This window comes from Frankia sp. AiPa1, from assembly GCF_023243075.1.
Taxonomy (GTDB): Bacteria; Actinomycetota; Actinomycetes; order Frankiales; family Frankiaceae; genus Frankia.
The window spans coordinates 1-23401 of sequence record NZ_JALKFZ020000170.1 but is presented as its reverse complement, the minus strand read 5'-3'; the positions used below and the strand labels follow the sequence as shown (position 1 = coordinate 23401).

General features: G+C 70.4%; 25 protein-coding genes. 10 read left to right on the top strand and 15 right to left on the bottom strand.

The genetic code is table 11. The features are described 5' to 3' along the window. Nucleotides 1-74: 74 nt before the first annotated feature. The 11 genes from MXD95_RS20370 to MXD95_RS20320 all read right to left on the bottom strand — a co-directional run bounded on the left by MXD95_RS20370 (nt 75) and on the right by MXD95_RS20320 (nt 11783). Nucleotides 75-614, bottom strand: coding sequence for a MerR family transcriptional regulator (locus MXD95_RS20370; RefSeq protein ID WP_250642271.1), 540 nt, complete (start codon nt 612-614; stop codon nt 75-77). A 701-nt stretch (nt 615-1315) separates the two neighbouring features. Continuing rightward, on the bottom strand, nt 1316-1801 hold the full coding sequence (locus MXD95_RS20365) for a bifunctional nuclease family protein (RefSeq protein WP_250642270.1): 486 nt from the start codon (nt 1799-1801) through the stop codon (nt 1316-1318). A 179-nt stretch (nt 1802-1980) separates the two neighbouring features. Next, a complete protein-coding gene (gene ftsR, locus MXD95_RS20360) occupies nt 1981-2751 on the bottom strand; it encodes a transcriptional regulator FtsR (RefSeq protein ID WP_250642289.1) in 771 nt (256 codons plus the stop codon). Nucleotides 2752-2824: 73 nt separating this feature from the next. Continuing rightward, on the bottom strand, nt 2825-3370 hold the full coding sequence (locus MXD95_RS20355; RefSeq protein ID WP_250642269.1) for an FHA domain-containing protein: 546 nt from the start codon (nt 3368-3370) through the stop codon (nt 2825-2827). 290 nt (nt 3371-3660) lie between these two features. Beyond that, nucleotides 3661-4047: a glycine cleavage system protein GcvH gene (gene gcvH, locus MXD95_RS20350; RefSeq protein ID WP_308301538.1), complete on the bottom strand. Its 387-nt coding sequence runs from the start codon at nt 4045-4047 to the stop codon at nt 3661-3663. A 133-nt stretch (nt 4048-4180) separates the two neighbouring features. Beyond that, nucleotides 4181-5590 carry a DUF881 domain-containing protein gene (locus tag MXD95_RS20345; RefSeq protein ID WP_250642267.1) on the bottom strand — a complete coding sequence of 470 codons (1410 nt, stop codon included), beginning with the start codon at nt 5588-5590 and terminating at the stop codon, nt 4181-4183. A 1-nt stretch (nt 5591) separates the two neighbouring features. Beyond that, complete coding sequence (locus MXD95_RS20340) at nt 5592-5939, bottom strand: DUF1290 domain-containing protein (protein ID WP_374122088.1); 348 nt, start codon at nt 5937-5939, stop codon at nt 5592-5594. A 23-nt stretch (nt 5940-5962) separates the two neighbouring features. Then, complete coding sequence (locus MXD95_RS20335) at nt 5963-6742, bottom strand: DUF881 domain-containing protein (RefSeq protein WP_250642266.1); 780 nt, start codon at nt 6740-6742, stop codon at nt 5963-5965. Nucleotides 6743-7319: 577 nt separating this feature from the next. After that, nucleotides 7320-9806: a mannose-1-phosphate guanyltransferase gene (locus MXD95_RS20330; RefSeq protein WP_250642287.1), complete on the bottom strand. Its 2487-nt coding sequence runs from the start codon at nt 9804-9806 to the stop codon at nt 7320-7322. Nucleotides 9807-9817: 11 nt separating this feature from the next. Further along, the gene (gene clsA, locus MXD95_RS20325; RefSeq protein ID WP_250642265.1) at nt 9818-10546 is read right to left on the bottom strand and encodes a cardiolipin synthase ClsA; all 729 of its coding nucleotides are present in this window, start codon (nt 10544-10546) and stop codon (nt 9818-9820) included. Between the two features lie 127 nt (nt 10547-10673). Further along, on the bottom strand, nt 10674-11783 hold the full coding sequence (locus MXD95_RS20320) for a C40 family peptidase (RefSeq protein WP_250642264.1): 1110 nt from the start codon (nt 11781-11783) through the stop codon (nt 10674-10676). Between the two features lie 1236 nt (nt 11784-13019). Between MXD95_RS20320 and MXD95_RS20315 the strand changes: the two genes are divergently transcribed. Next, on the top strand, nt 13020-13253 hold the full coding sequence (locus tag MXD95_RS20315; protein WP_250642263.1) for a helix-turn-helix transcriptional regulator: 234 nt from the start codon (nt 13020-13022) through the stop codon (nt 13251-13253). Between the two features lie 56 nt (nt 13254-13309). Here MXD95_RS20315 and MXD95_RS20310 read toward each other — a convergent pair whose 3' ends face one another. Beyond that, nucleotides 13310-14482, bottom strand: coding sequence for a hypothetical protein (locus tag MXD95_RS20310; RefSeq protein ID WP_250642262.1), 1173 nt, complete (start codon nt 14480-14482; stop codon nt 13310-13312). A 152-nt stretch (nt 14483-14634) separates the two neighbouring features. Next, nucleotides 14635-15327, bottom strand: a complete 693-nt coding sequence (locus MXD95_RS20305; protein WP_250642261.1) for a hypothetical protein — start codon at nt 15325-15327, stop codon at nt 14635-14637. Between the two features lie 729 nt (nt 15328-16056). Between MXD95_RS20305 and MXD95_RS28645 the strand changes: the two genes are divergently transcribed. From MXD95_RS28645 to MXD95_RS20280, 6 genes are all read left to right on the top strand, one after another. Continuing rightward, the gene (locus tag MXD95_RS28645; RefSeq protein ID WP_285223695.1) at nt 16057-16188 is read left to right on the top strand and encodes a hypothetical protein; all 132 of its coding nucleotides are present in this window, start codon (nt 16057-16059) and stop codon (nt 16186-16188) included. Between the two features lie 192 nt (nt 16189-16380). Continuing rightward, entirely contained in the window at nt 16381-16794 is a 414-nt protein-coding gene (locus tag MXD95_RS20300; protein ID WP_250642260.1) for a sigma factor, read from the top strand. After that, entirely contained in the window at nt 16794-17792 is a 999-nt protein-coding gene (locus tag MXD95_RS20295; protein ID WP_250642259.1) for a glycosyltransferase, read from the top strand. Before MXD95_RS20300 ends, MXD95_RS20295 begins: the two co-directional genes overlap by 1 nt. Beyond that, entirely contained in the window at nt 17767-18288 is a 522-nt protein-coding gene (locus MXD95_RS20290; protein WP_250642258.1) for a class I SAM-dependent methyltransferase, read from the top strand. Before MXD95_RS20295 ends, MXD95_RS20290 begins: the two co-directional genes overlap by 26 nt. Continuing rightward, nucleotides 18285-18896 (top strand): glycosyltransferase family 2 protein, encoded by a 612-nt coding sequence (locus tag MXD95_RS20285; RefSeq protein WP_250642257.1) that lies wholly within the window; start codon nt 18285-18287, stop codon nt 18894-18896. The genes MXD95_RS20290 and MXD95_RS20285 overlap by 4 nt, the downstream gene beginning before the upstream one ends. 193 nt (nt 18897-19089) lie before the next feature. Further along, nucleotides 19090-19287, top strand: coding sequence for a hypothetical protein (locus tag MXD95_RS20280; RefSeq protein ID WP_250642256.1), 198 nt, complete (start codon nt 19090-19092; stop codon nt 19285-19287). Between the two features lie 231 nt (nt 19288-19518). Here the strand turns inward: MXD95_RS20280 and MXD95_RS20275 are convergent, their stop codons facing one another. Together MXD95_RS20275 and MXD95_RS20270 are read right to left on the bottom strand one after the other, a co-directional pair. Continuing rightward, the gene (locus MXD95_RS20275) at nt 19519-20025 is read right to left on the bottom strand and encodes a hypothetical protein (RefSeq protein WP_250642255.1); all 507 of its coding nucleotides are present in this window, start codon (nt 20023-20025) and stop codon (nt 19519-19521) included. A gap of 19 nt (nt 20026-20044) precedes the next feature. Further along, on the bottom strand, nt 20045-20872 hold the full coding sequence (locus MXD95_RS20270) for a hypothetical protein (protein ID WP_250642254.1): 828 nt from the start codon (nt 20870-20872) through the stop codon (nt 20045-20047). Nucleotides 20873-21014: 142 nt separating this feature from the next. Here MXD95_RS20270 and MXD95_RS20265 point away from each other — a divergent pair, with 142 nt between their 5' ends. The 3 genes from MXD95_RS20265 (at nt 21015) to MXD95_RS20255 (ending at nt 23188) form a co-directional block, all read left to right on the top strand. Then, nucleotides 21015-21635: a helix-turn-helix domain-containing protein gene (locus tag MXD95_RS20265; RefSeq protein WP_250642253.1), complete on the top strand. Its 621-nt coding sequence runs from the start codon at nt 21015-21017 to the stop codon at nt 21633-21635. A 350-nt stretch (nt 21636-21985) separates the two neighbouring features. Continuing rightward, nucleotides 21986-22339: a hypothetical protein gene (locus MXD95_RS20260; RefSeq protein ID WP_250642252.1), complete on the top strand. Its 354-nt coding sequence runs from the start codon at nt 21986-21988 to the stop codon at nt 22337-22339. Nucleotides 22340-22654: 315 nt separating this feature from the next. Further along, nucleotides 22655-23188, top strand: coding sequence for a hypothetical protein (locus MXD95_RS20255; protein ID WP_250642251.1), 534 nt, complete (start codon nt 22655-22657; stop codon nt 23186-23188). Nucleotides 23189-23401 lie beyond the last annotated feature (213 nt).

The window sequence follows — 23401 nt, the reverse complement described above, 5'->3', positions numbered from 1 at the left end:
CTGACCGGGAGTCGTTGCCCCGCGGGCGGAACTCGCCGACCGGGCCGGCGCTGCGCCTCAGGCGTTGCCGCGCGTCAGGCGGTACTCCGACGGGTGCGACGGGTGGCGAGCTCGTCACCCGGATGGGTGGCGGGTGGCTGCCCGGGACGCTCACAGGGCAGTTCGGCGAGTTGGCCACGCATGTCCCGCAGAGCCCGACCCACCGCGATCGCGAACACACCCTGCCCGCCGCGCACGAGATCGATCACCTGGTCGTCCGAGGTGCACTCGTAGACGGTCGATCCGTCGCTGATCAGGGTGAGCTGGGCCAGGTCGTCCACCCCGCGGGTGCGCAGGTGCTCGACGGCGACCCGGATGTTCTGCAACGACACACCTGCCTCGAGCAGCTTGCGCACCACCCGCAGGACGAGGACGTCCCGGAAGGAGTAAAGCCGCTGACTGCCCGATCCCGACGCGTCGCGCACGCTGGGGATGACCAGCCCGGTGCGAGCCCAGTAGTCGAGCTGGCGGTAGGTGATCCCCGCCGCCGCGCAGGCCGTGGGCCCGCGGTACCCGACATCGTCCCCCGGTGGTTCGGGAATCTCGCCCGGGAACAGCTGGCCCTGTTCGATCATCGCAGTACGCACTTCGCCGCCATCGCCATCCTCAGGATCGATCCGAGCCCGTCCCTGGCAGCCCGCACCCAGGGGCCGCCGTCCGGACGCCCGGTCCGGTCGAGTCACCTTCCCTCTCCGCCGCGTGCCCGCTCCCCTGGACACCGCCCAAGCATGCGACAAGCCCTGGCGACACGCCCACGTCATGGACGTCCGCGCCGCGGTAGCCCCACGTGGCGTCGTCGCGAGCCAGAGCCGACCGCCAGCAGCGATCCGTCAGCGGCAGACCGCCGACCACCACCACCGACGACCACCACCGACGACGCAGCGGCACCATCGGCGCACACCGGCACCAGCAACCCGGGGCAGAACGCACCGCTCTCCCTCCGGCAAGGTCAGAGCCGGAGCATGCCAGGGCATCGGCACCTGCGCCACACGCACGGGCGACGCTGGCTGACGGAGTTCGGTTCCCCTGACCGTAGGAGGGACGCGCGATTCCTTCAATGATCTAAGCCGGCGTGTCCGTAGTCCAGCGGACACGGCGGGGCAGACCGGACAAACATGAACCGATCATGCCTGTCGCACGTGCCGGACCAACGCCGGCCCCGCAGCTGCGCGCGGCCTTTCGGTCCTCAAGGCCCATCTGCCCGGCCGTTCGGCCCACCGGTCCCCTCGGGCGGGCAGAGCAGGCGGCCGGACCGCGGGGGCCGGGAGCCGTGGGGTCAGGAGCCGGGGGTGTTGAAGTCCTCGGGGGAGATCGTGTCCAGGAACTCGCGGAACTTCTCCAGTTCGCTCTCCTGCTCCTGTTCCTGCTCCTCGGGAACCGTGATCCCGGCCTCGGCCAGGACCGCCTCGACGCCGTAGACCGGTGCTCCCATCCGCATCGCGAGCGCGATCGCGTCCGATGGACGGGCCGAGACCTCGACCCCGTTGCCGAACACGAGTGTCGCGAAGAAGACACCATCCTGCAGGTCCGTGATGGTCACCCGGGTGAGGTCCGTCTCCAGGGCTCGCAGGACGTCCCGCATCAGGTCGTGCGTCATGGGCCGTGCCGTCGTGATGCCCTCCTGGGCGAACGCGATCGCGGTCGCCTCGACCGCGCCGATCCAGATGGGCAGATACCGCTCACCGCCCACCTCCTTGAGCAGGACGATCGGCTGCTTCGACGGAAGCTCGACTCGCACGCCGACGATGTCCAGCCGATGCACCGATCTACCTCCTCGCGCAGGTGGGGCAGGGCAGGATGCTATGACCGGAGCCAGAAAACCCCACAGGGGAGACAGTATCCCCGCTTGCGCCTCGCGTCAGCGCGCCGAGGGGTTCCACCGCCCGCCAGGGCAGATCCACCCGGCCCGCCCAGGCCGCGCCGAAGCAGCCCGCCGACCGCTCAGCCGGGCCGGCCGGCGGCAAGCCGGGAACGCAGCAGCGCCGCGTGCAGCCGCACCAGCAAGGCAGCGAGCTCGTCGGCGGTCTGGGCGGCGCGTCCCGCGCTGTCCGCACCGCGCTGCCCACGCAGTGGGGCGGCGGCGGCCTCGATGAGACCAGCCTCACGGTCGGCCACGGTCCGAGCGGCCCGCAGATGCCGCGCCTGCACACCGTGCCCGGCCAGCAGGGCCACGGTGCGGGCGACGAGGACCGCGTCGGAGTCGTAGTAGCTGCCACCGGCGATCGGCGCCACCAGGCCGTGGCGCTCAAGATCCGTCAGGGTCTCCTCATCGAGCCCCACGCTCGCCAGCAGCTCGCGGCGCGACATCCGCACCCGTTCGGCACCGAGGATCGCATCCAGTCCGGTGACGGCCGGATGCGGCGGCAGCGCGCGGGGCCCGGGACGGTGCACCGGAGTCTCCCCACTGTCCAGCGAGGCCAGCTCCTCCTTGATCACCCGAAGCGGAAGGAAGCGCTCCCGCTGCGCGTGTAACACATAGCGCAGGCGCGTGACGTCATCCGCCGAGTACTTACGGTAGTTAGCGGATGTACGGGCCGGCTCGACCAGCCCCTCCGCCTCCAGGTACCGGATCTTCGACAGCGTGATGTCCGCGAAGTCCGCCCGCAGCCGCTCGAGGACCTGGCCGATGGTGAGCACCTTCGCGGCCGGGCCACCCGCGCCGCCCCGGCCCCGGCGCGGCACCTCCTGGTGCGACCGCTGCGGAGGGGACATCTCCGGATGCGCCATCTCGGGATGCGAGGTGGCCGCCGCCGCGGCGAATCCGCTCACCGCTGCACCTTCCCGATCACCGCGCCACCGACCCCCCGTAGCTCGTACCGGTCAGGAACACCAGCCTGAACTTGCCGATCTGCACCTCGTCACCGCTGGTGAGGTCGGCGGAGTCGATGCGTTCCCGATTGAGGTAGGTGCCGTTGAGGCTGCCGACGTCACGCACGGAGAAGCCCTTCGTGTACGGCGAGCGGTGGAACTCCGCATGCCGACGGGAAACCGTCACGTCGTCGAGGAAGATGTCGCTCTCCGGGTGCCGCCCGACACTGGTCATGTCCGCGTCCAGCAGGAACCGGCTGCCGGCGTTCGGGCCACGTTTGACGACCAGCAGCGCCGATCCCGGCGGCAACGCGTCGACCGCGGCGACCGCGTCGCGCTCGGTGGACTCGTCGACATGGTCGCCCTCGATACCGGACAGGGCGGCGGCGAGATTGAGCGTTGATGTCTGTTCGGCGGGCCGCTCCGGCGCCACGGGCTCCCCCGGGCGCACGAGGGGGGACCCGCACCGCGCGCAGTACAGCGCGTCGGACGGGTTCTGCTGTCCGCACCTCGTGCAGAACACAGTCGCGTCCGCTTCCTGCCGCCGATCCCCGCGCGAACGGGTTCGCCAGCCGCCTCGGCCGCCGCCAACCGCGGCGACGGGAACGTCTCTACCAGCAATGCGATGACGGTAGCCAGATGTACTCAGCCCACCCCCACCACCGGGATGATCACATGCCGACGGCTGGGCCGTCCACGACCGCGCCCCGGCGCACTCCGAGGCTAGTGCATCGGGGGCACGGTCGCGAAAAGGGTGCGACCCGTGTTGTTCGGCGTGGCGTGACACACCTCTCGCCACCCCGACTCAAGCTGCTACTGTGAGTCGCCTTTCACGTGCTCCACGTACTCACTTGCGTCGAGGAGGCCCTCGAAGCCAGTCCCCTCCGCAAGCGTGAACCGGACGAGCCAGCCGTCACCATAGGGATCGGAGTTGATCAGCTCGGGCGAGGTGACCAGCGCGTCGTTGCGGGCCGTCACCTTGCCGGCGGCCGGCGCGTAGATCTCGGAGACGCTCTTGGTCGACTCGACCTCACCGAAGGACTCTCCGGCCTGGAGCGAGACTCCCACCTCCGGCAACGACACGAACACGATGTCGCCCAGCGCCTCCTGCGCGTACGACGTGATGCCGATCGTGGCTGTGCCATCGGCAAGCCGGACCCACTCGTGCTCGCGCGTGTACTTCAGGTCATCCGGGTACACCGGAAGATCGCCTCCCCTAGATCGACGTCCCCCCGCGGCCATACCCCGGCCGCGCGGATCCAGCCCTCACCCTCACCGGCCACGGCCGGTGCAGGCCACATGGCTGCCTCCGGCCGTCCGCCCGGCCGCGAGGTCAGCCGGCCGGCCGAGCGTAGCGGGGACTCGGCGCGGCCCGCAGCGTCCGGATCTCAAGGTGCCCGAAGGCCCGCACGCCCGCCTGCGCACCGTCCCGCGCCGCTACCGTATCGAGGACACCCCCGGGGATCCGCAGCGCCCGGTCCAGGGTGTGCGCATCGCCCACGACGCGCACGACGTAGGGCGCGGTGACCGACCGTCCGTCCACGACCAGACCGTGCCCCGGGCTGTCGGCGATGTAGGTCGACACCCCCGTGCGCACCCCGGCGATCTCGATCGCCTCGGCACCGGCGTCCCGCAACTCCTGCAGCGCGTCGACGAGTACCGACGCGTCGACCGATCGATGTGGGTCATGCACGGTGAGCTCCAGACCCGGTCCCGCCACCGGCACCGTTCCCGCGAGCACCGCCAGCTCGTCCGCTGTGCCCTCCCCCTCCCCCTCCCCCTCCCCCGCACCCGTGGCTCCCGGCGCCTCGCCTGATCCCGTCCCGCTGCCCGCCGCGGCCGTCCCGGAGCCGGTCGTGGAGGTCCCGGGTCCAGGGCCGGGCGTCGCCTGGGCCCCGCCGGACGCACCGGTGCCGCTCGGGCGGCCCACGGCGCCCGGCACAGCTGCCGTTTCCGCTCCCGTGTTCAGGCGCAGCCGTTGTTCCTCGGCCGACAGCGAGCGGTCGGCGGCGCCGATCGCGCTCAAGGTCGCGGCCAGCTGGTCCGGGCTCGCCCGGCCCAGGGAGAACGACGGCGACGCCGACCGGACCGCGACCACCCCGCCGAAGCCGAACGCAGCCAGCAGCAGCAGGGCCGCCGCCCGCATCGCACCCGGTGACCGCGTCCCGTCCGTGCCGCCGCCCTTGCCACGCTCACTCCCGGCGCCGTCCCCGCCGTGGCCGTCAGCCTCGGCGCGGCCGTCAACCTCGGCGTCGCTGTCATCAACGGCGTCGCTGTCGTCGCCAGGGGCACTGTCGTCAGCAGGGGCGTTGTCGTCACCGGGGTCGGCTGGCTCGGCTTCGGCACCGCAGGTGCCTTCGGCATTCCCGGCCCCCTCGGAGCCTCCCGCCTTCCCCGCGCCTGCGGCGCTCTCGGCATTCCGGGCGCCTTCGGATTCGTTCTGCGCCGCCGTCCCGGCCAGCAGCGCTCCCGCCCGCTCCGACGCGGCCTCTCTGGAGGCCACCGCCGGCGGTGGCGACGCCGGTGTCTCCCGTCCGCGCCGTCTGGCGATCACGAGCTGCCGGGTCGCCTCCTCGTCTCTGGGGTCGACGTCCCTGGGGTCGAGTGCGTCGGGCCCGACGTCGGGGGCTGGGCCGGGGTCTGCCCTGGAGGCGGCCTGGGCGTCGGAGCCGGCCCGGACGGCAGGACCGATGCGGGGGGCGCAGCGGGCTTCGGGATGGGCGTCCGGATCGGGGGCCGCCATGTCAGCGGCCGATCAGGACACGGCGCAGCGCCGTCGCGGTCATGAAGATCCGGATCCCGAGCACCACCACGACCGCGGTGGACAGGGCATCGGCGAAGCCCACGAGTTCACCGAGCAGCACCAGCAGCACCGCGATGGCGACATCGCCCACGAAGGAGACGACGAAGTCCCGCTCATCGAACGTCCGCTCGGCGAGTGCCCGCGCGGCGCCGAGAACGGCATCCACCGCGGCGACCACCGCGACCGGCAGATATGGATCAAGCCATCCCGGTGTGGTGGGCCCCAGGAGAAGTCCGGCCACCACCCCCATGGCCAGGGCCGCCAGAGCGATCAACATCCGGTTCCGCATCGTCCGCATCCTCGCACTCCGCATCATCCGCTCCGACGGGCGTTGCGCAGGACCGGAAGCTGCGCCGCAGGCAGGGTGAGGACCGTGGCCGGGGCCACCGTCAGCGAGCTCGTGGGCGGGGACGCCCGGTGGCGCAGCCGGTCGACGACGGCCGAGCGCTCCACCCGCGAGGCAAGCCCCGCCGGCTCGCCCACAGCCTCGATCACGTACGGCGCCAGCACCGGCACGAGGCCTACCAGGATGACGTCCGCCGCCGCCCGGATCGCACTGAGCGCCGTGAGCCGCACCCCGTTCACCGCGACGGCCTCCGCGCCCGCAAGCCAGAGCACATTGACCAGATCCGCCAAATCATGATCACCAACACCAACACCGCCATCGCCGCCGGCGCCGTCCGCCGTCGAGGACGGCCCGGCCGTCGAGCGCGCCTGCGCGTCCGGGCCGGCTCCCCCTTCCGTCGCGCCCGCACCGCCGGGCACGCCCACGGCGGTGCGGTCGGTCACGGTGATGCGCAGGCCTGGGCCCCGCACCGCCGCGAACCCTCCGGCCGGGCCGAGCATGGCGATGTCGCCGGCCGCCCGCGTCTGCCGTTCGACTGCCCGGCGACGTTCGGCGCGGCTCGCCGCCACCTGCCGACGCAGCTCACCGACCCGCCGCCCGGTGAGCGCCAGCTCGGCGGAACGTGCGTCCACCTGGGTGCGCAGCACGCCCGCGAGCCGGCCTCGGGCGGCGGCCTCCGTCGCGGCCTGCCGAACCCCCAGCGTCACCACCCCCGCGAGCAGGATCAGTGCCACGGCCAGCGCCACCGGACGACTCCGCGCGGTCCCGAGCCCGGAGCTCACCGAACGCCCATCAGTGCCACGTCCCCCTGCCGCGGAATCCTTCATGGCGCGCCCCCGCAGCCATCCGGTCCGATCCCGCACATGGGGCATTTTGACGGACGGCGTCCTGGATTGGACCGAGCGTGGGGCCGCGCGCCGCGGCTATGCCCGGTCGAACCAGCGAAGGCCGCGCGGATCCAGGCTCTGACGAGGTCGAAAGCGGGGAGCTCGGGTCCGATGTGCCGTAGGGAATCCGGCTGGCTCACGGGGTGGTGACTGTCCCAGGAGTCGCCGGTGATGCCGTAGCGGCCCAGACGCACGCATGGCGCCGGCGTGGGTCACTCCCGCGCCCCGGCGCGGCAGACCACACTCACCATGGGCGACGATCTTGAGGAAAGGCAGCGGCGCCGCCGACGATGAGGTGTGTCGTTCTGGCTACGCCGAGACGCCGAGGGTTAGGTGCGGATCCGGGGCCCAAATCCTTCACTGGCCTTCGGCTCGATCCTGCGGGGCGCATTCGGCGGGGGGACGGGGGGTGGGGGACGGGGGGTGGAGGGTAGGGTTAGCGGGATTCGACTACGTCGGCCCAGTGGCGCAGCAGGGTGTGGGCCTCGGTGAGGTCGGTGCCCTCGGCCCACAGATGGGTGACGGCTTCGCTGGGGTCGGGCAGGACGAGGATCCAGGCACCGTCGGCGGCGACGATGCGCACACCGTCGGTGGTGTCGAGGGAGTAGCCGGCGTCGACGTCGACGGACTCGACGATGCGGCGCATCACCGTGCCCTTGGCCGCCCAGGGGGTCGGGACCGAACGCCGCAGGATGGCGATCGAGGGGATCCGGGCGTCGATGGCGGACAGCGTGAGGCGGGTGCGGGAGACCAGGGCGAGCAGCTTGACGAAGGCGGCGAGGCCGTCGATGGCCGGGCCGAACTCGGGGACGACGAAACCGCCCCGACCGTCGGCGGCGAAGACGACGCCGTCCTCCCGGGCGACCTGCGACAGGGCCGGCGCGGACAGCGAGGTACGGCGCACACTCAACCCGTGGAAGGTCGTCACCTGGTCCGCCACCCGGGTGGTGGTGACGGGCAGGGCGACGGCGGCGCCGCGGTTCTCGGCGGCGACCAGGTCGAGGAAGACCAGCAGCGCCCGGTCGTCGTCGATGAGGTCACCGCGTTCGTCGACGATGGCCAGGCGCTCGCCCGTGTGGTCGAAGCGCACCCCGAAGGCCGCCCCGGAGCTTGCGACCAGGGTGCCGAGCCGGTCGGTGGCCCGCAGGTCGTCGGCGGCGCTGTAAGCGGGGATGGCCTCGTCCACCCGGCCGTTGACGGTGAGCACGTCCACGCCGAGCCGGCCGAGCAGGGTCGGCAGGACCAGGGACGCGGCACCCCCGGACGGATCGATGACGATCTTCAGGGCGGCCTCGCTGACGCCACTGATGTCGACCCGGTCGAGCAGGTCCTGGATGTAGAGGTCGACGGTGCGGGCGGGGAAGCGCAGATCACCGATCTCGCTGGGGAAGGCGCGGCGGAACTCCTGACGGGAGAAGACCCGCTCCAGCTTGCGCTGGGCGGCGGGTGAGAGGTCGTCCCCATCGGCGTCGAGGAAGAGCAGGTCGATGCGCTCGGGGTCGCCGGCGGTGGTACGCACCATGATGCCGCCGGCCGCGTTGGAGGAGCGGACGTCGAAGCGGGTCACCGGCATGGGCGCGACCTCGAGGTCGCGGATGTTGATCGCTCCGGCGGTGAGGGCACTGATCACGGCACGTTTGAGGGCGCGAGCGGCCCGGGAGCCGTCACGCGCGGTGGTGACGGTGGCACCCTTCTTCAGGGTGGTGGCGTAGGCGGCGGCGAGGCGGACCACCAGCTCTGGGGTGATCTCGGCGTTGATCAGGCCGGACACGCCGCGCGGGCCGAACAGCGTGCGGTGCCCGCGGGACTCCCAGATCACCGAGGTGTTGACGACCGCGCCCGCCTCGATCGTCTTGAACGGGTAGACCTTCACGTCGTGCGAGATGAAGGCCTCCTCCCGCACGACGCACTCGTCGCCGATGACCGCGCCCTCCTCGATGCGCGCCGCGCGCAGCACGTCGGTGCTGCGGCCGATGACGCAGCCGCGCAGGTGGGCCTGCGGGCCGATGAGCGCGTTGTCCTGCACGATCGCCCGGTGCAGGAACGCCCCGGACTTGACCAGGACGTTGCTGCCGAGCACCGAGAACTCCCGCAGCTCGGCGCCCGCCTCGACCTTGCTGTAGTCGCCGACGACGAGCGGGCCCTTCAGGACGGCGTCGGGATGCACCTCCGCGTCCTCGCCGATCCACACCCCGGGAGAGACCTCGAACCCGCCGATCTCGACCTCGACCTGGCGGTTGAGCACGTCGGCCTGGGCGCGCTGGAAGCTCGCGATGGTGCCGACGTCCTCCCAGTAGCCGGCGGCCACATAGCCGAACACGGGCGCGCCGGCCTCGACCAGGCGCGGGAACACGTCACCGGACCAGTCGACAGGCTCGCCGCTCGGCACGTGCGCGAGCACCTCGGGCTCCATCACGTAGATGCCGGTGTTGACGGTGTCCGAGAACACCTGGCCCCAGGTCGGCTTCTCCAGGAACCGCTGGATGCGCCCGTCCTCGCCGGTGATGACGATGCCGAACTCCAACGGGTCGGGCACCGACTTGAGGGCCACCGTGACCAGGGCACCCACCCTGCGGTGGTAGGCGACGAGGTCGGTGAGATCGATGTCGGTCAGCGCGTCCCCGCTGATCACCAGGAACGTCTCGTCGCGCAGCGCGTCCTGCGCGTTCTTCACGCTGCCGGCGGTGCCCAGCGGAGTCGTCTCGGTGGCGTACGACAGGTGCATACCGAGCTCGTCCCCGGCACCGAAGTAGGTCCGGATCATAGAGGCGAGGTACTGCACCGTCACGATCGTCTCGTCGAAGCCGTGCCGCTTGAGCAGCCGAAGCACGTGCTCCATGATCGGGCGGTTGACCACGGGCAGCAGCGGCTTGGGCAGGTTGGCGGTCAGCGGGCGCAGCCGGGTGCCCTCGCCGCCCGCCATGACGACGGCTCTCACCGGTCACCTCCCGCTCCTGCTGCCCCCGCCGCTCCCCGACGCTGGCGGATCAGCCGTGCCGCCTGAACGACATAGAGGACACCGGACCACCAGTACAGGGCGATACCCCAGATCGCGAACGCCCACCCGACCGGACGCGCCGCGGTCGCCAGCCACGAGTCGCCGGCGGACAGCAACAGCAGCGGGAAGGCGTAGAGCAGGTTGAACGTCGCAGCCTTGCCCAGGTAGTGCACCGGCAGCGCCACCCCGGCGCCGACGCGACGCAGCAGCGGTGGCAGGGCGAGCAGCGCCACGTCCCGGGCGAGCAGCAGAACGGCGAACCACACCGGGACGATGCCGCGCACAGTCAGCGCGATGATCGTCGAGAATATGTAGAGGCGATCGGCCAGCGGGTCGAGCAGCACCCCGAGCCGGCTGGTCTGGTGGAGCACACGGGCGAGCTTGCCGTCGAGATAGTCACTCACGCCGGCGAACGCGAGCACGCCGAGCGCCGCGCCGTCCGCCTCGGGTCCCAGGACCAGCCAGAGGAACACCGGCACGCCGAGCAGGCGCAGCGCCGACAGCGCGTTCGGGATCGTCCAGATCCGGTCCGCCGGATCCGGATCCGGATCCGGGCTCGGGCTCGGTGTCGGCGCGGCCGACGGGGCGAGCGGGAACGACGGGACGCCCGACGGGTCGTCACCAGGCGGCGGGGTCGGAGGCTGCGATGTGGTGGGCATGCTCATGCGGCGTCCTGGGCGTCCTGCATCCGACGTCCTCCTCCACCGGGCACCTCGATCGGCCCGGCGGGCCGGACGGCGCTGTCCATCGCACCTGCCGACCGGACAGTGCTGACGCTAGCGGATGCCCCGCTCAGAGGATGCGGCCGACCTTGTAGGTGGAACTGTAGATCGGACGCAGCGACACCACACCACCGGTCTGCGGCGCAGCCCACATATAGCCGTTGCCGGCGTAGATCCCCACATGATAGATATTGCCCGGCGTGCCGTAGAAGATCAGGTCGCCGGGCTGTTTCCCGGACTGCGGCACCCTGGTCGAGACGTTGTACTGGCCCTGCGCCGTGCGCGGCAGGGAGCGGCCGAGCTGCTTGAACACGTACTGGACGAGCCCGGAGCAGTCGAACGAGTAGGGGCCCTCCGCGCCCCACACGTACGGCTTGCCCTTGTTCAGTGAGGCCAGGTAGACGGCCTTCTCCCCGATGGAGCTACCCGGGATCACCTTCGGGATGGCCTGGTCGATGACCGAGCCGTCCACCCCGCGGACGCCACCGGACCCCGGGCCGGACCGGGTGGGACTGGAGATCGTCACGGTGGCCGCGCCGGCGAGGGAGGGCCGAAGGGCGTTCGACCCGTCGAAGACCGCGGTGATCGTGGTGGTGGACAGCAGCCGCGCGGTGATCTGGGCGTTGCCGCTCGCGTCGGTATGCAGCCGGGTGGACGTCTGCCACTGCGGCCCGTTGACGACGACGATGCGGATGTCCTGGCTGGCCAGCGGCGCGCCGGTGCCGGCCTCGGTGGCGCGCACGCTCAGCACCACCGGCGTGTTCGGGGCGACGTCGCTCTTGTCCGCGGTGATGGACACGTTGGTGAAGACCGGGGCGTGGTCCGCGATCGCGGTGGCCAGCGGGGCGAGCGTGTGCGCGGCGGTCAGGTCGCCGCCCGGGCTCTGGGCCCCTCCGTGGCTGGAGACCATCGACGCCTCGTGCGCCACCGAGTTCGCGTCCAGGGAGGCGCTGCCGTCGGCCCCACCGGGAACCGTCGCGGCGAAGGCGGCCGTGGAGGCGGCGATCGTGCCGGTCGTGAAGGCGGCGATGGTCGCGGCGCGACGGGGCGGGGCGGTGGTACGGCGGCGGGCCACGCCGGAACCGGAGCCGGAGGAACCACGGGGCACCGGCGGGCGCTGGCGGCCGCGGACGAACTGTTCCCAGTCGTCCGGCAGCCAGGCCATACCACGACGTGGCAAAACGCGTCCTTCCCGTGCGCCGACGAGGTGAGACGCCGGGACGGGCCGGGGTGCCCGATCACCGGCGGGCCCGGGCAGCACCGGGGCACCCCACCGTCGACGGTGGCTCACCCCCCGCAACCGCGGGTCCCCATGCCTGCCCCGACATACTCGGAGGGGCCGCCGAACCGGGGGCAGGACTAGGCGCATCGGTCCGACGGGAATCGCTGTTCGCGTGCACATGCCCGACACTTCGCATGCGGGACATCGCCGGCGAGGCCCGGAACAGAAGTGCTGTCGATGACCATAGTGGACATCCCGGTATTACCGACAACCACCCCTGACCCAACGCTCGGACACACAGGTCCGACACAGTTGCTTTTCGGTGAGATACACCAAACCGGTGACTATGCGTATAGATTTCATGATCTCTTCGGCGGGGGTGTCCACCCGACACGTCACTGCGTATCCTGATATTCACCCACCGTCCGCCCCATGCTCGACAGCATGACCGTCCGCAGATGTCCCGGTGTGCCACCCCGGCGCCGACCTGTTCCGGGACCCCCACCCATCTCCGGCCAGGAAATCGCGTCAGCCTGAGCGAACATCGCATCAGGTTTCCACGACCGACCCTCCCGCGAGAACCATCGGATCCCGCCAGGAACGTCCACCGCGGCCTCCGACATCCCTCACTTTGTGCGGCCCCGCGTCCCCGCGCGGGCACATTCTCTCGAGCCGCCTTACCGCCTGGTACGGACATTGCCGACCCCTCACCCATCCGGCCCGCGTACCGCCGCCAAGGGCCCGCCGGGCCCGCTCGAACCGGGACCAACCGTTCCGCCGGCCGCACCCGAGGCGCCCGCCGGATCGCCGCGACCACGAGGCCAATCTCACCCTCGCCAGGTGGATGTCCGACCCCCGAGCGTGCTACCCCCGGGGGTGTCCACAGACAGCGCTGAGGTGACGGAGGCGGCTGAAGCGGCTGAAGCGGCTGAAGCGGCTGAAGCGGCTGAAGCGGCTGCCCAGTGTGCGTGCGGTGGTCCGAAGGCGGTCAGGACACACGACGCACTGACGCCGGCACCGACGCCGGCCACAGGCGCCGGCCACAGGCGCCACCGGTGCTACCCGCCGCGGGTGAGCACGATGGGCGGCCGCCCGCGCGTTGGCGCAGGCCGCAGGCACACCGTGGCGCCGCCGGCCCCATCGGCGTGATGCAGGGCGTACCTCCGGTGTCGTGGCGTCACGCAGGATGAGCGGATGGAGTCCGATCCCCTGATGACCGTGACCGAGGTGGCCAACCGCCTACGTCTGACCCCGTCGTCATGGCGCGAGCGGGTCGCGGAGGGCACCGCCCCTCCCCCAGACGAACCGGACGCCGACCGCCCCGCCCACCGGAAGCGCCCCCGCTGGCGCCGCTCGACCGTGGACGCCTGGGGCGAGCAGCAACGCGCACAGCGCCGCACCCGCAGCAACGCGCACGACGACGCCTGACGTCGCGACCCCGTGGCCGGGTCATGGCGCCTGGGCGGAGTCGAACCAAGATCCACTCACCTGGCGCTCCCCCGGGGGAGCGAACGATCATCCTGCTGTCGCCGCGTCGAACCGGGCCTGCAGGTCCTTGACGATCCGCAGCTCAACCTCGGACAGCACATGGGAGTACCGGCCGCTGATCCCGTCACGGCGTGCCCGAGCCGAGCCTCAATCGCCGAGTCCGGGATCCCGCCGGCCTCCAGGGCCGCCTTGTGGGAGTGCCGGACGCCGTGCACCTTCATCCCGGTCACCAACGGCGCCCACTGGGCCTGACCAGGCGTCCCTTGCCGTCGGGGGTATCCGGGTCGGCCGTCACACGCCGGCCGCCAGCCGGTACCCCACAGGCACCAGACGAGGTCCTCGAAGGGGCCGCACCGTTGCGCGATACCGGCGATCCCCGCAGCGTCGGTGTAGATCGCTTCGGTGTGGGTCGGGTCCGGCAAGTGGATCTTGTGGCAGGGGTTGTGTGTGAGGATCGGCGGCCGATGGTCCTCGGCGGCAGCGCACAGCAGGTGCAGATCCTTGTAGATCAGTTCGACGGTGCCGGGGGCCGCCCAGCCGGACAGCTCCTCATCAACCCAGTCCTGGATGTCGAGGCGGTCGAGTGCCGCGAGGGTCAGGTCACCCCAGCGGGGTTCGAGGTGCAGGCGCCACCTCCGGTCCGTCTCTTCGACGGAGCGGACGGCTTTGCGTGTCGACCGGCAGTAGGTGGGCCACCATCGGGCCCGCCAGGCGGTCAGCGTCAGCGTCTCGGCTTCCGGGCGGACCGGCTTCGCGTCCGGGTCGATGCCGTCGTCGAGGAGACGCTCGATCTTGTCGGCCCAACGGCGGGCCGCAGCCTTGCTGTAGAAGGTTTCGCGCCATCGGGTCTGGTCGGTGGGTGCCCGGTGGCCGATGCGGTCGACCGTTGCCCGGATCGGAACCTTCCCGTCCTTGCCGTCAGGCAGGCGCAAGGTTCGGGCGTATCCGTCGCGGCCGGGCGGTAGCTCGGCTTCATGCCACACCCTCTCCATGCCTCGGAGAGTACTGCTCCACCTACGAAGGGTCACTAGACTGTGACGTAGGGAGCCGACACGGGCTAAGGGCTTCGATCGGGCAGTCGACACCAGGCGCATGGAGTAGGCAAACAATCGCGCTATGCCACAAAGCGCGACGGAGAACACCGACGGCTTCGCCGCGATGGCGGGCATCATCGACGAACGTCGCCGGGCCGCGGAGACCCTCGCCGCGGAGGACGAGACCCTCGACCCGGAACGGTTCGGGCGCTGCGAGGGCTACGCCGAAGCCCTCGACTGGGTCCTCAGCCTCATGCACGACGGCCTCATGCACGACAGCCTGCCAGTCAGCGCCCCCGAGCCTCCAACCAGCTGTCCATCATCTGCTGCAGGACGGCCGCCAGCTTGCCTCGGTCCTCCGGGCTCATCTGTGGCGCGGTCGCCTGGACCCGGCCGGAGATCAGAAACCACTCTTCTAGGGTGACGGTGCCTGGCGGGGCGTCGAGCTGGATGACGACCTGCGTCGGGCCACCCTCCAACGGGATCGGGTCGACTCCGGTCCTGGCGAGCTTCTCCGCGGACCCTCGGACCCACTGGACCGCATCATCGAGATCGACCAGCTCCGGCGACGTCGGAAGCTCGTCCAGGCCGTCGTCGAGCTTCGCCCACATGCCCGGTTCGACCTGCTTGGCCGGATCCCAGCCGCGGTCCGCGCACCGAATCTCCACCGCACGTCGGAGTCGGGCGACCAGTTCCTCCAGACCGACGGGCCGTTCGTCGCGCAACGCCACCGCCTCCGCGGACCCCTCGACCCACCGCATCCGCTCGTCGGTCTTCGACAGGGTGGACAGCAACACGGGCTTTTCGTCCCGCAGGTCGTAGTAGGACGCGGCACTGAACCGCCGGCCGATCGCCCAGCCCTTCGCCGCCTGGCGAGCCTTCACAGCAGCGAACAGCCGACCCGACTGCTGCGGGGTCAAGGTCGCACGTCCCGCGCCGTCGCGGGCGGGAGCCTGCTCGTTCTCTGCTTCCACATCCATGGGTGCAGCTTGACAGGTCATTGCGGCGTGTCACGGGACGAAACCCGCTGCATGCGCGCCCACCATCGATTCATATCGTCATGTAGCGATGATCAGCCAGGGGATGCTACAGAGCGATATGCCGCAGACCATCCGCACGAGTTCGCGCAATGCGTCTGCCACGACCTTGACCCGCTGGTCCCGCTCCCCGCCGGGGCGACCGGATGATCACGACCCCCCGCACCCGGACTGCCAACCTGCGCGGGAAAGCCCTCGCCTACCTCCGCGACGGGCGGCTCGCTATCGACGAACGCGAACCCGTTCGGGCCGGCTCCACATCCGGCAGGATCCGCGCGACGATCATCCCCGCTCCCGGCGACCGGTCGGGCCTCTCCGTCGAGGTCGAGGTTCGCTGCACAGCGGGGGTGTGGACCTGCACCGACCATCCGGGGGCCAACTCATGCTCCCACCGGCTGGCGGCCCAGTTGGTCACCGGCCACGGCCATCTCGGCGGGAGGTGGCAGGCGGGACCCCCGGCACCGACGTCGCCGTCCCCGGACGAAGCGCCACTGGTCCCACGCCACGCTCCGCCGTCGGGACCGCCGTCGACGAAGCGCAGCTCCGGCAGGCGGAGCAGGAGACAGCCGCCTCCCACGGAGTGCAGCGAATCAGCGACCGCGGGCATGCGCTCCTTCGGGATGCGACCGCCGCACGACGGTCCGAGCTGCGCGGCACGCAGGCGGGTGCGGCATGAGACCCAGCTCGGAACCCACGCGCGGCCAGGCAGTCGCGACCGAGAACGCGATGCTCGAACTCGCCGATGCGCCCGTACGAGCCGTGCTCGCCCGCGCGACCTGTCGGGCCGAGGTGTTCCCGCGGTGAACGCCGTAGCGGCATCGGCGTGGCCGACGGGGTGGCGGACGGTGGAAGCCTCGGTTCTTGCCCGAGAGGGTCTCCCCGTCGGCACGCGGATGTGGCGGTTGTACGGCCCGCCGGCCGGGATGGGACACGAGTCGGAGCTGGTGGAACGGGGCCTGCTCGTAGCCCAACCCGACGGCCAACCTCAAACCCGGCATGTCGGGCTGGGATGACGCCGTCTCGGACGGACTCCTCGCGCTCTGGCAGGCGATCCGATCACACGACCCCGCCAAAGGGCCTCTCTCGACTCACGTCGAGCTGCGGATCCGCTGGGCGCTCGTCGACGGGCTACGCCGGCGCGGTGGTCTCCGCGGCGCGGGCCGGCACCCCGACGACGTTCCCCTTGACGACGCGGACACCGTCGGCGCCATGGCGGCCCCCGCCGACGAAGACCAGATCGCCGTCTGGGAGCTGGTCCGCCAAGCCGAAGCGATCGATCCCCGGCTCGCGCGCATCGTCCTGCTCCGCGCCGCCGAATACTCCTACACGGAGATCGGCTACGAGATCCATCTGTCCAGGACCCGCGTCGCCCAGTTTCTCAACCTCCTCCGTGCCCAGGCCACCTCCTGATGAAGATCTTCGGCTGGGCCGCCGACGAACAGGGCTGCGGCTACTACCGGATCAGTCAGCCGATGGCGGCACTCCGGGCCCTCGGCCATGAGACACACACGTCGACGGTTCTCACCGCGGAGTGGGCCGACGCGGACGTGATCGTCGGCCAGCGGGTGTGCAACCCCGGCCCGTCGACAACCTGGCAGCGTCTCGCCGCCGACGGCCGCCGGCTGGTCTTCGAGGTTGACGATGATCTGACCCGCATCGAACCCGGATACAACCCGGCCGGCCACCGGACGTTCGGACAGCCCGAGGCTCGGCGGCGGATCCGCGCGAACATGGCCGCCGCTGCGATGGCGACCGTGACCACCGAACCCCTCGCACGGGCGATCCGTGAGCATGCCGCCGACGTCCGGGTGATCCCGAACATGATCCCCGCCGCGCTCCTCGACCATGCCCGGCCCCGCCGGGAACGGCTGACGGTCGGCTGGGCCGGCGGCGGCGTCGGCGTACACGAGCTGGGGATCCGCGAGATCGCCGCGCCGCTGCGGCAGTTCCTGGCCCGCACCCCCGAGGCGGACGTGCACCTGATGGGGTCCGACTACCGGCCGGAGCTGCGTGTTCCGACCGCCCGGCTCCGGTACACCCCGTGGATCGAGAGCGTCCCCGGCTACCACCGGTCGGTCGACTTCGACGTCGGTCTGGCGCCACTCCGGCCGCACCTGTTCAACCAGAGCAAATCGGATATCCGGATCTTGGAGCTCGCGGCCCTCGGGATCCCCGTCATCGCCTCTGGTTACGGGCCGTACGCCGAAGCGGTCCAGCACGGTGTCACCGGATACCTCTGCCGGCAGCCCCACGAATGGGTCCGAGCCCTCACCACCCTCGCCCACGACCAGGACCTGCGCGCCGAGATGGGCGCCGCGGCAAGGACCTGGGCCGCCAGCCGAACCATCGAAGACAACATCCACATCTGGGAGGAAGTGCTCCATGCCACACAGCAGCCCGGAGGGTAAGCCGTGGATCAGCGCCTGGATCGCCGAGTTGAAGCCCGCGCGAATCCTCGACATCGGCGCCGGCGCCGGCGTCTACGGCCAGATGGCACGGGCGACACTTCCCGCCGTCCATCTTGCCGCCATGGAGATCTGGCGGCCCTACATTGCTGGGTACGGCCTGCAGGACCTATACGACCAGGTGATTGTCGCCGACGCCCGCGTGACGCTGCTACCCCCCGCGGACGTCGTCATCCTCGGCGACATCCTCGAACACATGACCCGTACGGAAGCAGCCGCCCTGTGGAACAAGGCGCGGCGGGCCGCCCGGATGGCGGTGTTCACGTCGTTGCCGATCGTCCCCTACCCCCAGGCCCCCGAGATCGGCGGGAACCCGCACGAGCGTCACGTCGTCCCCGACTGGACCCATCAGCAGGCCCTGGCCGCCTTCCCGGGGATCATCGCCAGCGAGACCGGGACCGAGATCGGCGTGTACATGGCTGGCGGAGCCGCCGAGTGACCGGGGCGGTCACCGTGGTGATCCCGACGATTCCCCCTCGGGCCGCGATGCTGTGCCGGGCGGTGGGGAGCGTCGGACGACAGACCCGCCCGGCCGCCGCCCTGTCGATCGCCATCGACGTCGACCACGCGGGCGCATGGGCGACCCGGCAGCGTGCGTTGGAAGCGGTCCGAACCCCCTGGACGGCGTTCCTCGACGACGACGATCAGTTCCTGCCTCACCACCTGGACCGGCTGTTGGCCTGCGCCGAGGAGACCGGCGGCGACTACATCTTCCCGTGGTTCACCCCCATCGGCCCGGACGGGAGGCCGTTCACGGACCGCCCTAACGGGGGTGATCCGTTCCCCGGCTACTTCGGTCGCCCCTGGGATGATGCGCGCCCGAGGCAGACAACGATCACGACGATGGTCCGGACCGAACTCGCCCAGGCGGTGGGTTTCCAGCGGCCTGTCGAGGGCGAGCTGATCGGCGGGTTTCGGCTGGGAGAGGACTACCGCTTCACCCTCGGTTGTGTGAACGCCGGGGCCAGATTCGTGCACCTACCCGAGCGGACGTGGCTCTGGCGGTGGCACCCCGGACAAACCAGCGGCAAGCCTGACCGGTGGTAGGGGCCTGAGACTGGGATGCTCGCGTATTCGCATGGTGCGAGTGCTTGGTCGGTGTCGCGTCGTGGTCAGGCGGGCGGGTCGCCGTGTGCCGGGGTGGCGGCTTCGATGGTGCTCGGGGTAGGGCGGGCCGGCATGCTGGCGCAGGTCAGCGGTCTGCTGGGACTACCCGAGTGCACCAAGACTGGGCAGCGGGGTGCCCGTCCTGCGCCTGGCCCTCGACGAGCTCACCGTCGACGTCCTGACCGATGTCACCGACCTCGAGGCGATCCGCGCTGGCATCCGCCGGGCGGTGCGCGAGCTGGCCGTCGCCGAGCACCGGACCGTCGCCGGCGGCATCGTGGCGATCAACTGGCGGGCCGCTCGGCCCGTGCGGGTCCACCTCGACCGATGACGTCCACGGAGATGGTCAGCGGGACGGATCCGGGGACCGCCCTGGGAGCATGCGCAGCACCGCAAACGCCATCTGTGCCGTCAGAGATCGATGCTGGCCTGTCCGCCCGGCTGGCGCGGCTTAGGAACCAACCGCCGCTATCGATCGTCGAAGGTTCTGTCAGTTCTAGTGATGTCGCTCGTCCAACGTTGCCAGGTAGATCAGGCGCCCACCTCGATCGTCGGGGGCGCATCACCGAAACGCGGAAACGTCGGAGATTGACAGAGGTCGAATCTGCCGGTGGTGCTTGTCTTTCCAACGAGAAACCATCACCGCAGCTACCGTTTCGGATATAGGAAGCAGCCTGCCCGGGTCCAGCCAGGCCCTTGATGCGGCGGAGACCGCTCCTCCCGCCGCTTCCGTGGAAGGCCCACGGGAAGGAGAGAGCGCCGTGACGATCTCTGCCGTCTGCTCGGCCGCGCTGTCGACTACGGCATACACCGTTCCCACGCTGACGGCTACCGCCGCATCCAGCATTGCGCGTGCCTCGGTGGCGGCTGCATCAGCAAAATCGGCGGCTTTCTCTACGACGGCTTCCACTGCTTCAGCTGCCAGATGGCCAGTAATCGCTCCCGTCGCCCCGCCGACAATCGCTCCAACCGGTCCGCCCGTCGCATCAACTGCGCCACCGAGCAGGCCGCCGACCTGGACCAATGCGGCGTTTACTCCACCGGAGACGCCGGCCTTCAGTAAACCCATTTTGAGACCGCGTCCATCTCTAACCACGGCAAGCCTTCCTTGCCAGCCCTGTGGTCCGCAGCTTGCCGATCGTGTCCTCTCGCGCACACGCGAGCGCATTATCTAGTTCAGGAAGTCGGCGGTGCTTGAACTGCGTTGATGCGTCGCTGAGGATCATTTCGGCGTCTTTTCTCCCGGAACGGACCACTGACTTGATGGAACTATGTCCGACGTACAGAAATCCGACCAGCGCGATGATCCATGCTGCCGCGGCTGCGGCCGTGGCTTCCGCAGCTACCGCTCCGGCCGCACCCGCGCTTTCCGCTGCCACTGCAGCTGCTCCGACGCCAGCCCTGGCCGCAGCGATCTGCACCGCCTTCTGCTTGACCCAAGCAAGGGCGCCGAGGGCCTTGAGGTCGTCGACAATCTGGTCTCGAAATTCACCGAGGAAAAGCTGCCACAGGAGAGAATCTGCCAGTTCGACGACATCGTCGGCCGAGTCCTTGATTTCCACGCTGACCGGCTCGGTACCCGCCAGCTCGGCCTCACGGTTAAGAAATTCTTCGACAAGCGCAATCTCTGCTGTCAACCAGGATCGGAGTCGCTCGTCGATATCCCGTAGGGACGCCGCCATCTCGACAAGGACCCTATTTGTAAACCTCTCAGCCTCCGTGTCGGTGGCGTTCAGGATCACCTTGGCGGTATCCAGGTTGATTCCGAAGTCGCGCAGGTTCGAGGTTGCAATCCGCCGGGTGAAATCGACAACGAAGCACTCGATCTCTTTCCGCGCCATCGTGTCCAACCGCCGCGAAAGGGTCGTAAACATGGCCGTCGCGGCGTCCTCGACGCTCGGGCGGAGCTCGTTCACGGAGAGTCTCCTGCCTTCCGGGCAAGCACTGTCCGTAGTGGATCATCTTCATGATGCATGATCCCCTCTGGAGGGTCAAGCGGGATGTGCGATTTCAGCTCCGGCCATGTTCCAGTTCTGTGCGCCGCGCTAGTCTCAGCACGTGAGCGCTCTGGGTACGGTGATCAAGGGAGCACGTGAGGCTGCCGGCCTGTCACGAGCGGAGCTCGCCCACCAGGCAGGCATCAACCCGCTCTATATGGACAAGCTCGAGCAGGGCGCCCGTCATCCGTCCCCGTCGAAGCTCGCTGCTCTCGCCCGTGTCGTGCAGGTCAGCGCGGGCGAGCTGATGACCCGCGCGGCGCTGCTCGAGGCCAGTACGGCCCCAACCAACGACGAACTTCTCCGACGCCTGCTGCGTGCGGCCTCCACGGGAGCAGGTGTCCAGGCCGCTCTCCGACTCGTCAGCGTCGCGACCCCGATGGCCTCCATTCTGGCCGTCAAGATCCCTCGGCGCTCGTTCCCGCCGGCGCTACAGCCAGCTGCGGCGCTGGCTTCGGGCAGTGTCATAGCGATCGCCGCGGGAAGCCTGGTCGAGGAATACATCCAGCACCGGCGACGGCGCACTGCCACACAGACATCTGAGCCCCAGGAAGACGACGGTGCGCCCGAGGTAGTCAATCCCCGCGAGGAACTGCTCGAGCACATCGCGGCGCTCTCCGACGACGAGATCGAGGCGATCCTCCTGCTCGCCCGCGACGCGGCCACCGACGACAGCCGCTGACCGCCGCCGGGCGGCGGCGCGCCCGCTGACCACGCACAGCCGCAAGGAGGCGGCCGCGCAGTTCACCCAGGCCCGACTGTTCCTGGCCTGGCTCGACGAGCGCGGCCAGACACCGGACGCCCTCGCCCAGGCCGACGTCGACGACTGGCACGCCACCCACCTCGACCACGCGGAACGCTCCCTGCGGACCTTCCTGACCTGGGCGACGGGCAGCGGCCAGCTGCCCCGCCCTGCCCTGTCTCCAGATCGCCCGCGCCGAGCCGCCCACCCAGCGCGCCCGCCTCGACCTGCTGAAAGCTGTCCTGACCAGCGAGACCGGGTCGCCCGCGACCCGCGCGGCGGCCTGCCTGATGCTGCTCTCCGCCCAGCCCGCCAGCCGCATCGTGCGCCTCACCGTCGATGACATCACCCGCGACGGCGACCAGGTCCTCCTGCGACTCGGAGACCCGCCCGTCCCAGTGCCCGAGCCGTTCGCCGCTCTCCTCCTGGCCGCGGCGGACCAGCGGGACAACATGACCACCACCACGAACCCACACAGCCCATGGCTGTTCCCCGGCCGCCGGGCCGGCCAGCCGCTGCACCCCGGCAGCCTGCTCGACCAGATCCGAGCGCTCGGGATCCCGAACCAGGCCGCCCGCACCGCCACGCTTCGCCAGCTCGTCCTGCAGGCGCCGGCCCCGGTCGCCGCCCAGGCCCTCGGCTAGCACCCGGTCACCACCCAGCGGCGCCGCGCCGAGGCCGGCGGCACCTGGACCCACTACGCCCCCGGCGACCACGGCAGGAAGGGGCCCTCGGCGCCGACCGTCACGTGGCGATCGCCCTCACCGCGAGCCCACGATCACCGATCCCGATCTTGCAAATACAGGTCAAGCGAACACGCAACTCTGCCCAGTTTCGGATCTCAACCTGTTCGGTATCCGACTTAGGGCAGTCGGGGGCGTCCGCGGATGCGACAGTGATCGCATACCCACTTCTCACCGTAGCGGTGAGGAGACATGCCGTGCCCTTTGAGGAGAAGCATGTCCGCTGACGGTGATCTTGATCTGTCTCGTCTGCCATGGGAAGCGATCATCCGTATCCGTACCCGGGCGGAGCTGAACCGGTCGGTGCTGCGCTGGGCGGTCGCCTTCGCCGCGACCCTGCGCGGCGAGAAGGCGGTGGCACAGCTCGCCCCCGTGCTGACCCGCACCCACGCGCGGATCGAACTGGCCGCCCTCGACGACGACGGCAGCGGCGACCTCGGGATGGACACCGGTCCAATCCAGAAGTACGCCGAGCTGCTCGCAGACCTGCTCCGCCCCCTCGGCCCGGGGCATCCAGTGCCCTGGAACCAGATGAACCCAGTGCCCTGGAACGTCAGCGGAACATTCGGTCCCCGGCCTGAACCGTGGGCGGTGCAGCTGCTCGCCAGCCCGCAACCCGAGCCGTGGAAGACCAACGGCACCCTGGACGTGGCCGCGCTGGCCGCGGTCGCCCGCCTGACCGCCCTGGTCCCCGAAGCCCGCGACGTCACCGACACCACCCGCGACATCCTGACCTCCCTCGCCTCCTGACAGGGGGACCCACCGAGGTTCCTGATGTCGACTCCGCGTACGGACACGTCGATCTCGGCTGACCTGGTCGCCGTCGTGGACCATGTCGTCGACGCCAACCTCACTGGCCCCAGCTTGGGATGGACGAACCTGAGTTGTAACTGGTCAGGTGCCGGCTTGATCTTTGGTTAGCTGGTTGCGGGCATCCAGGGGCGGCCCTCGGCGAGTTGGACG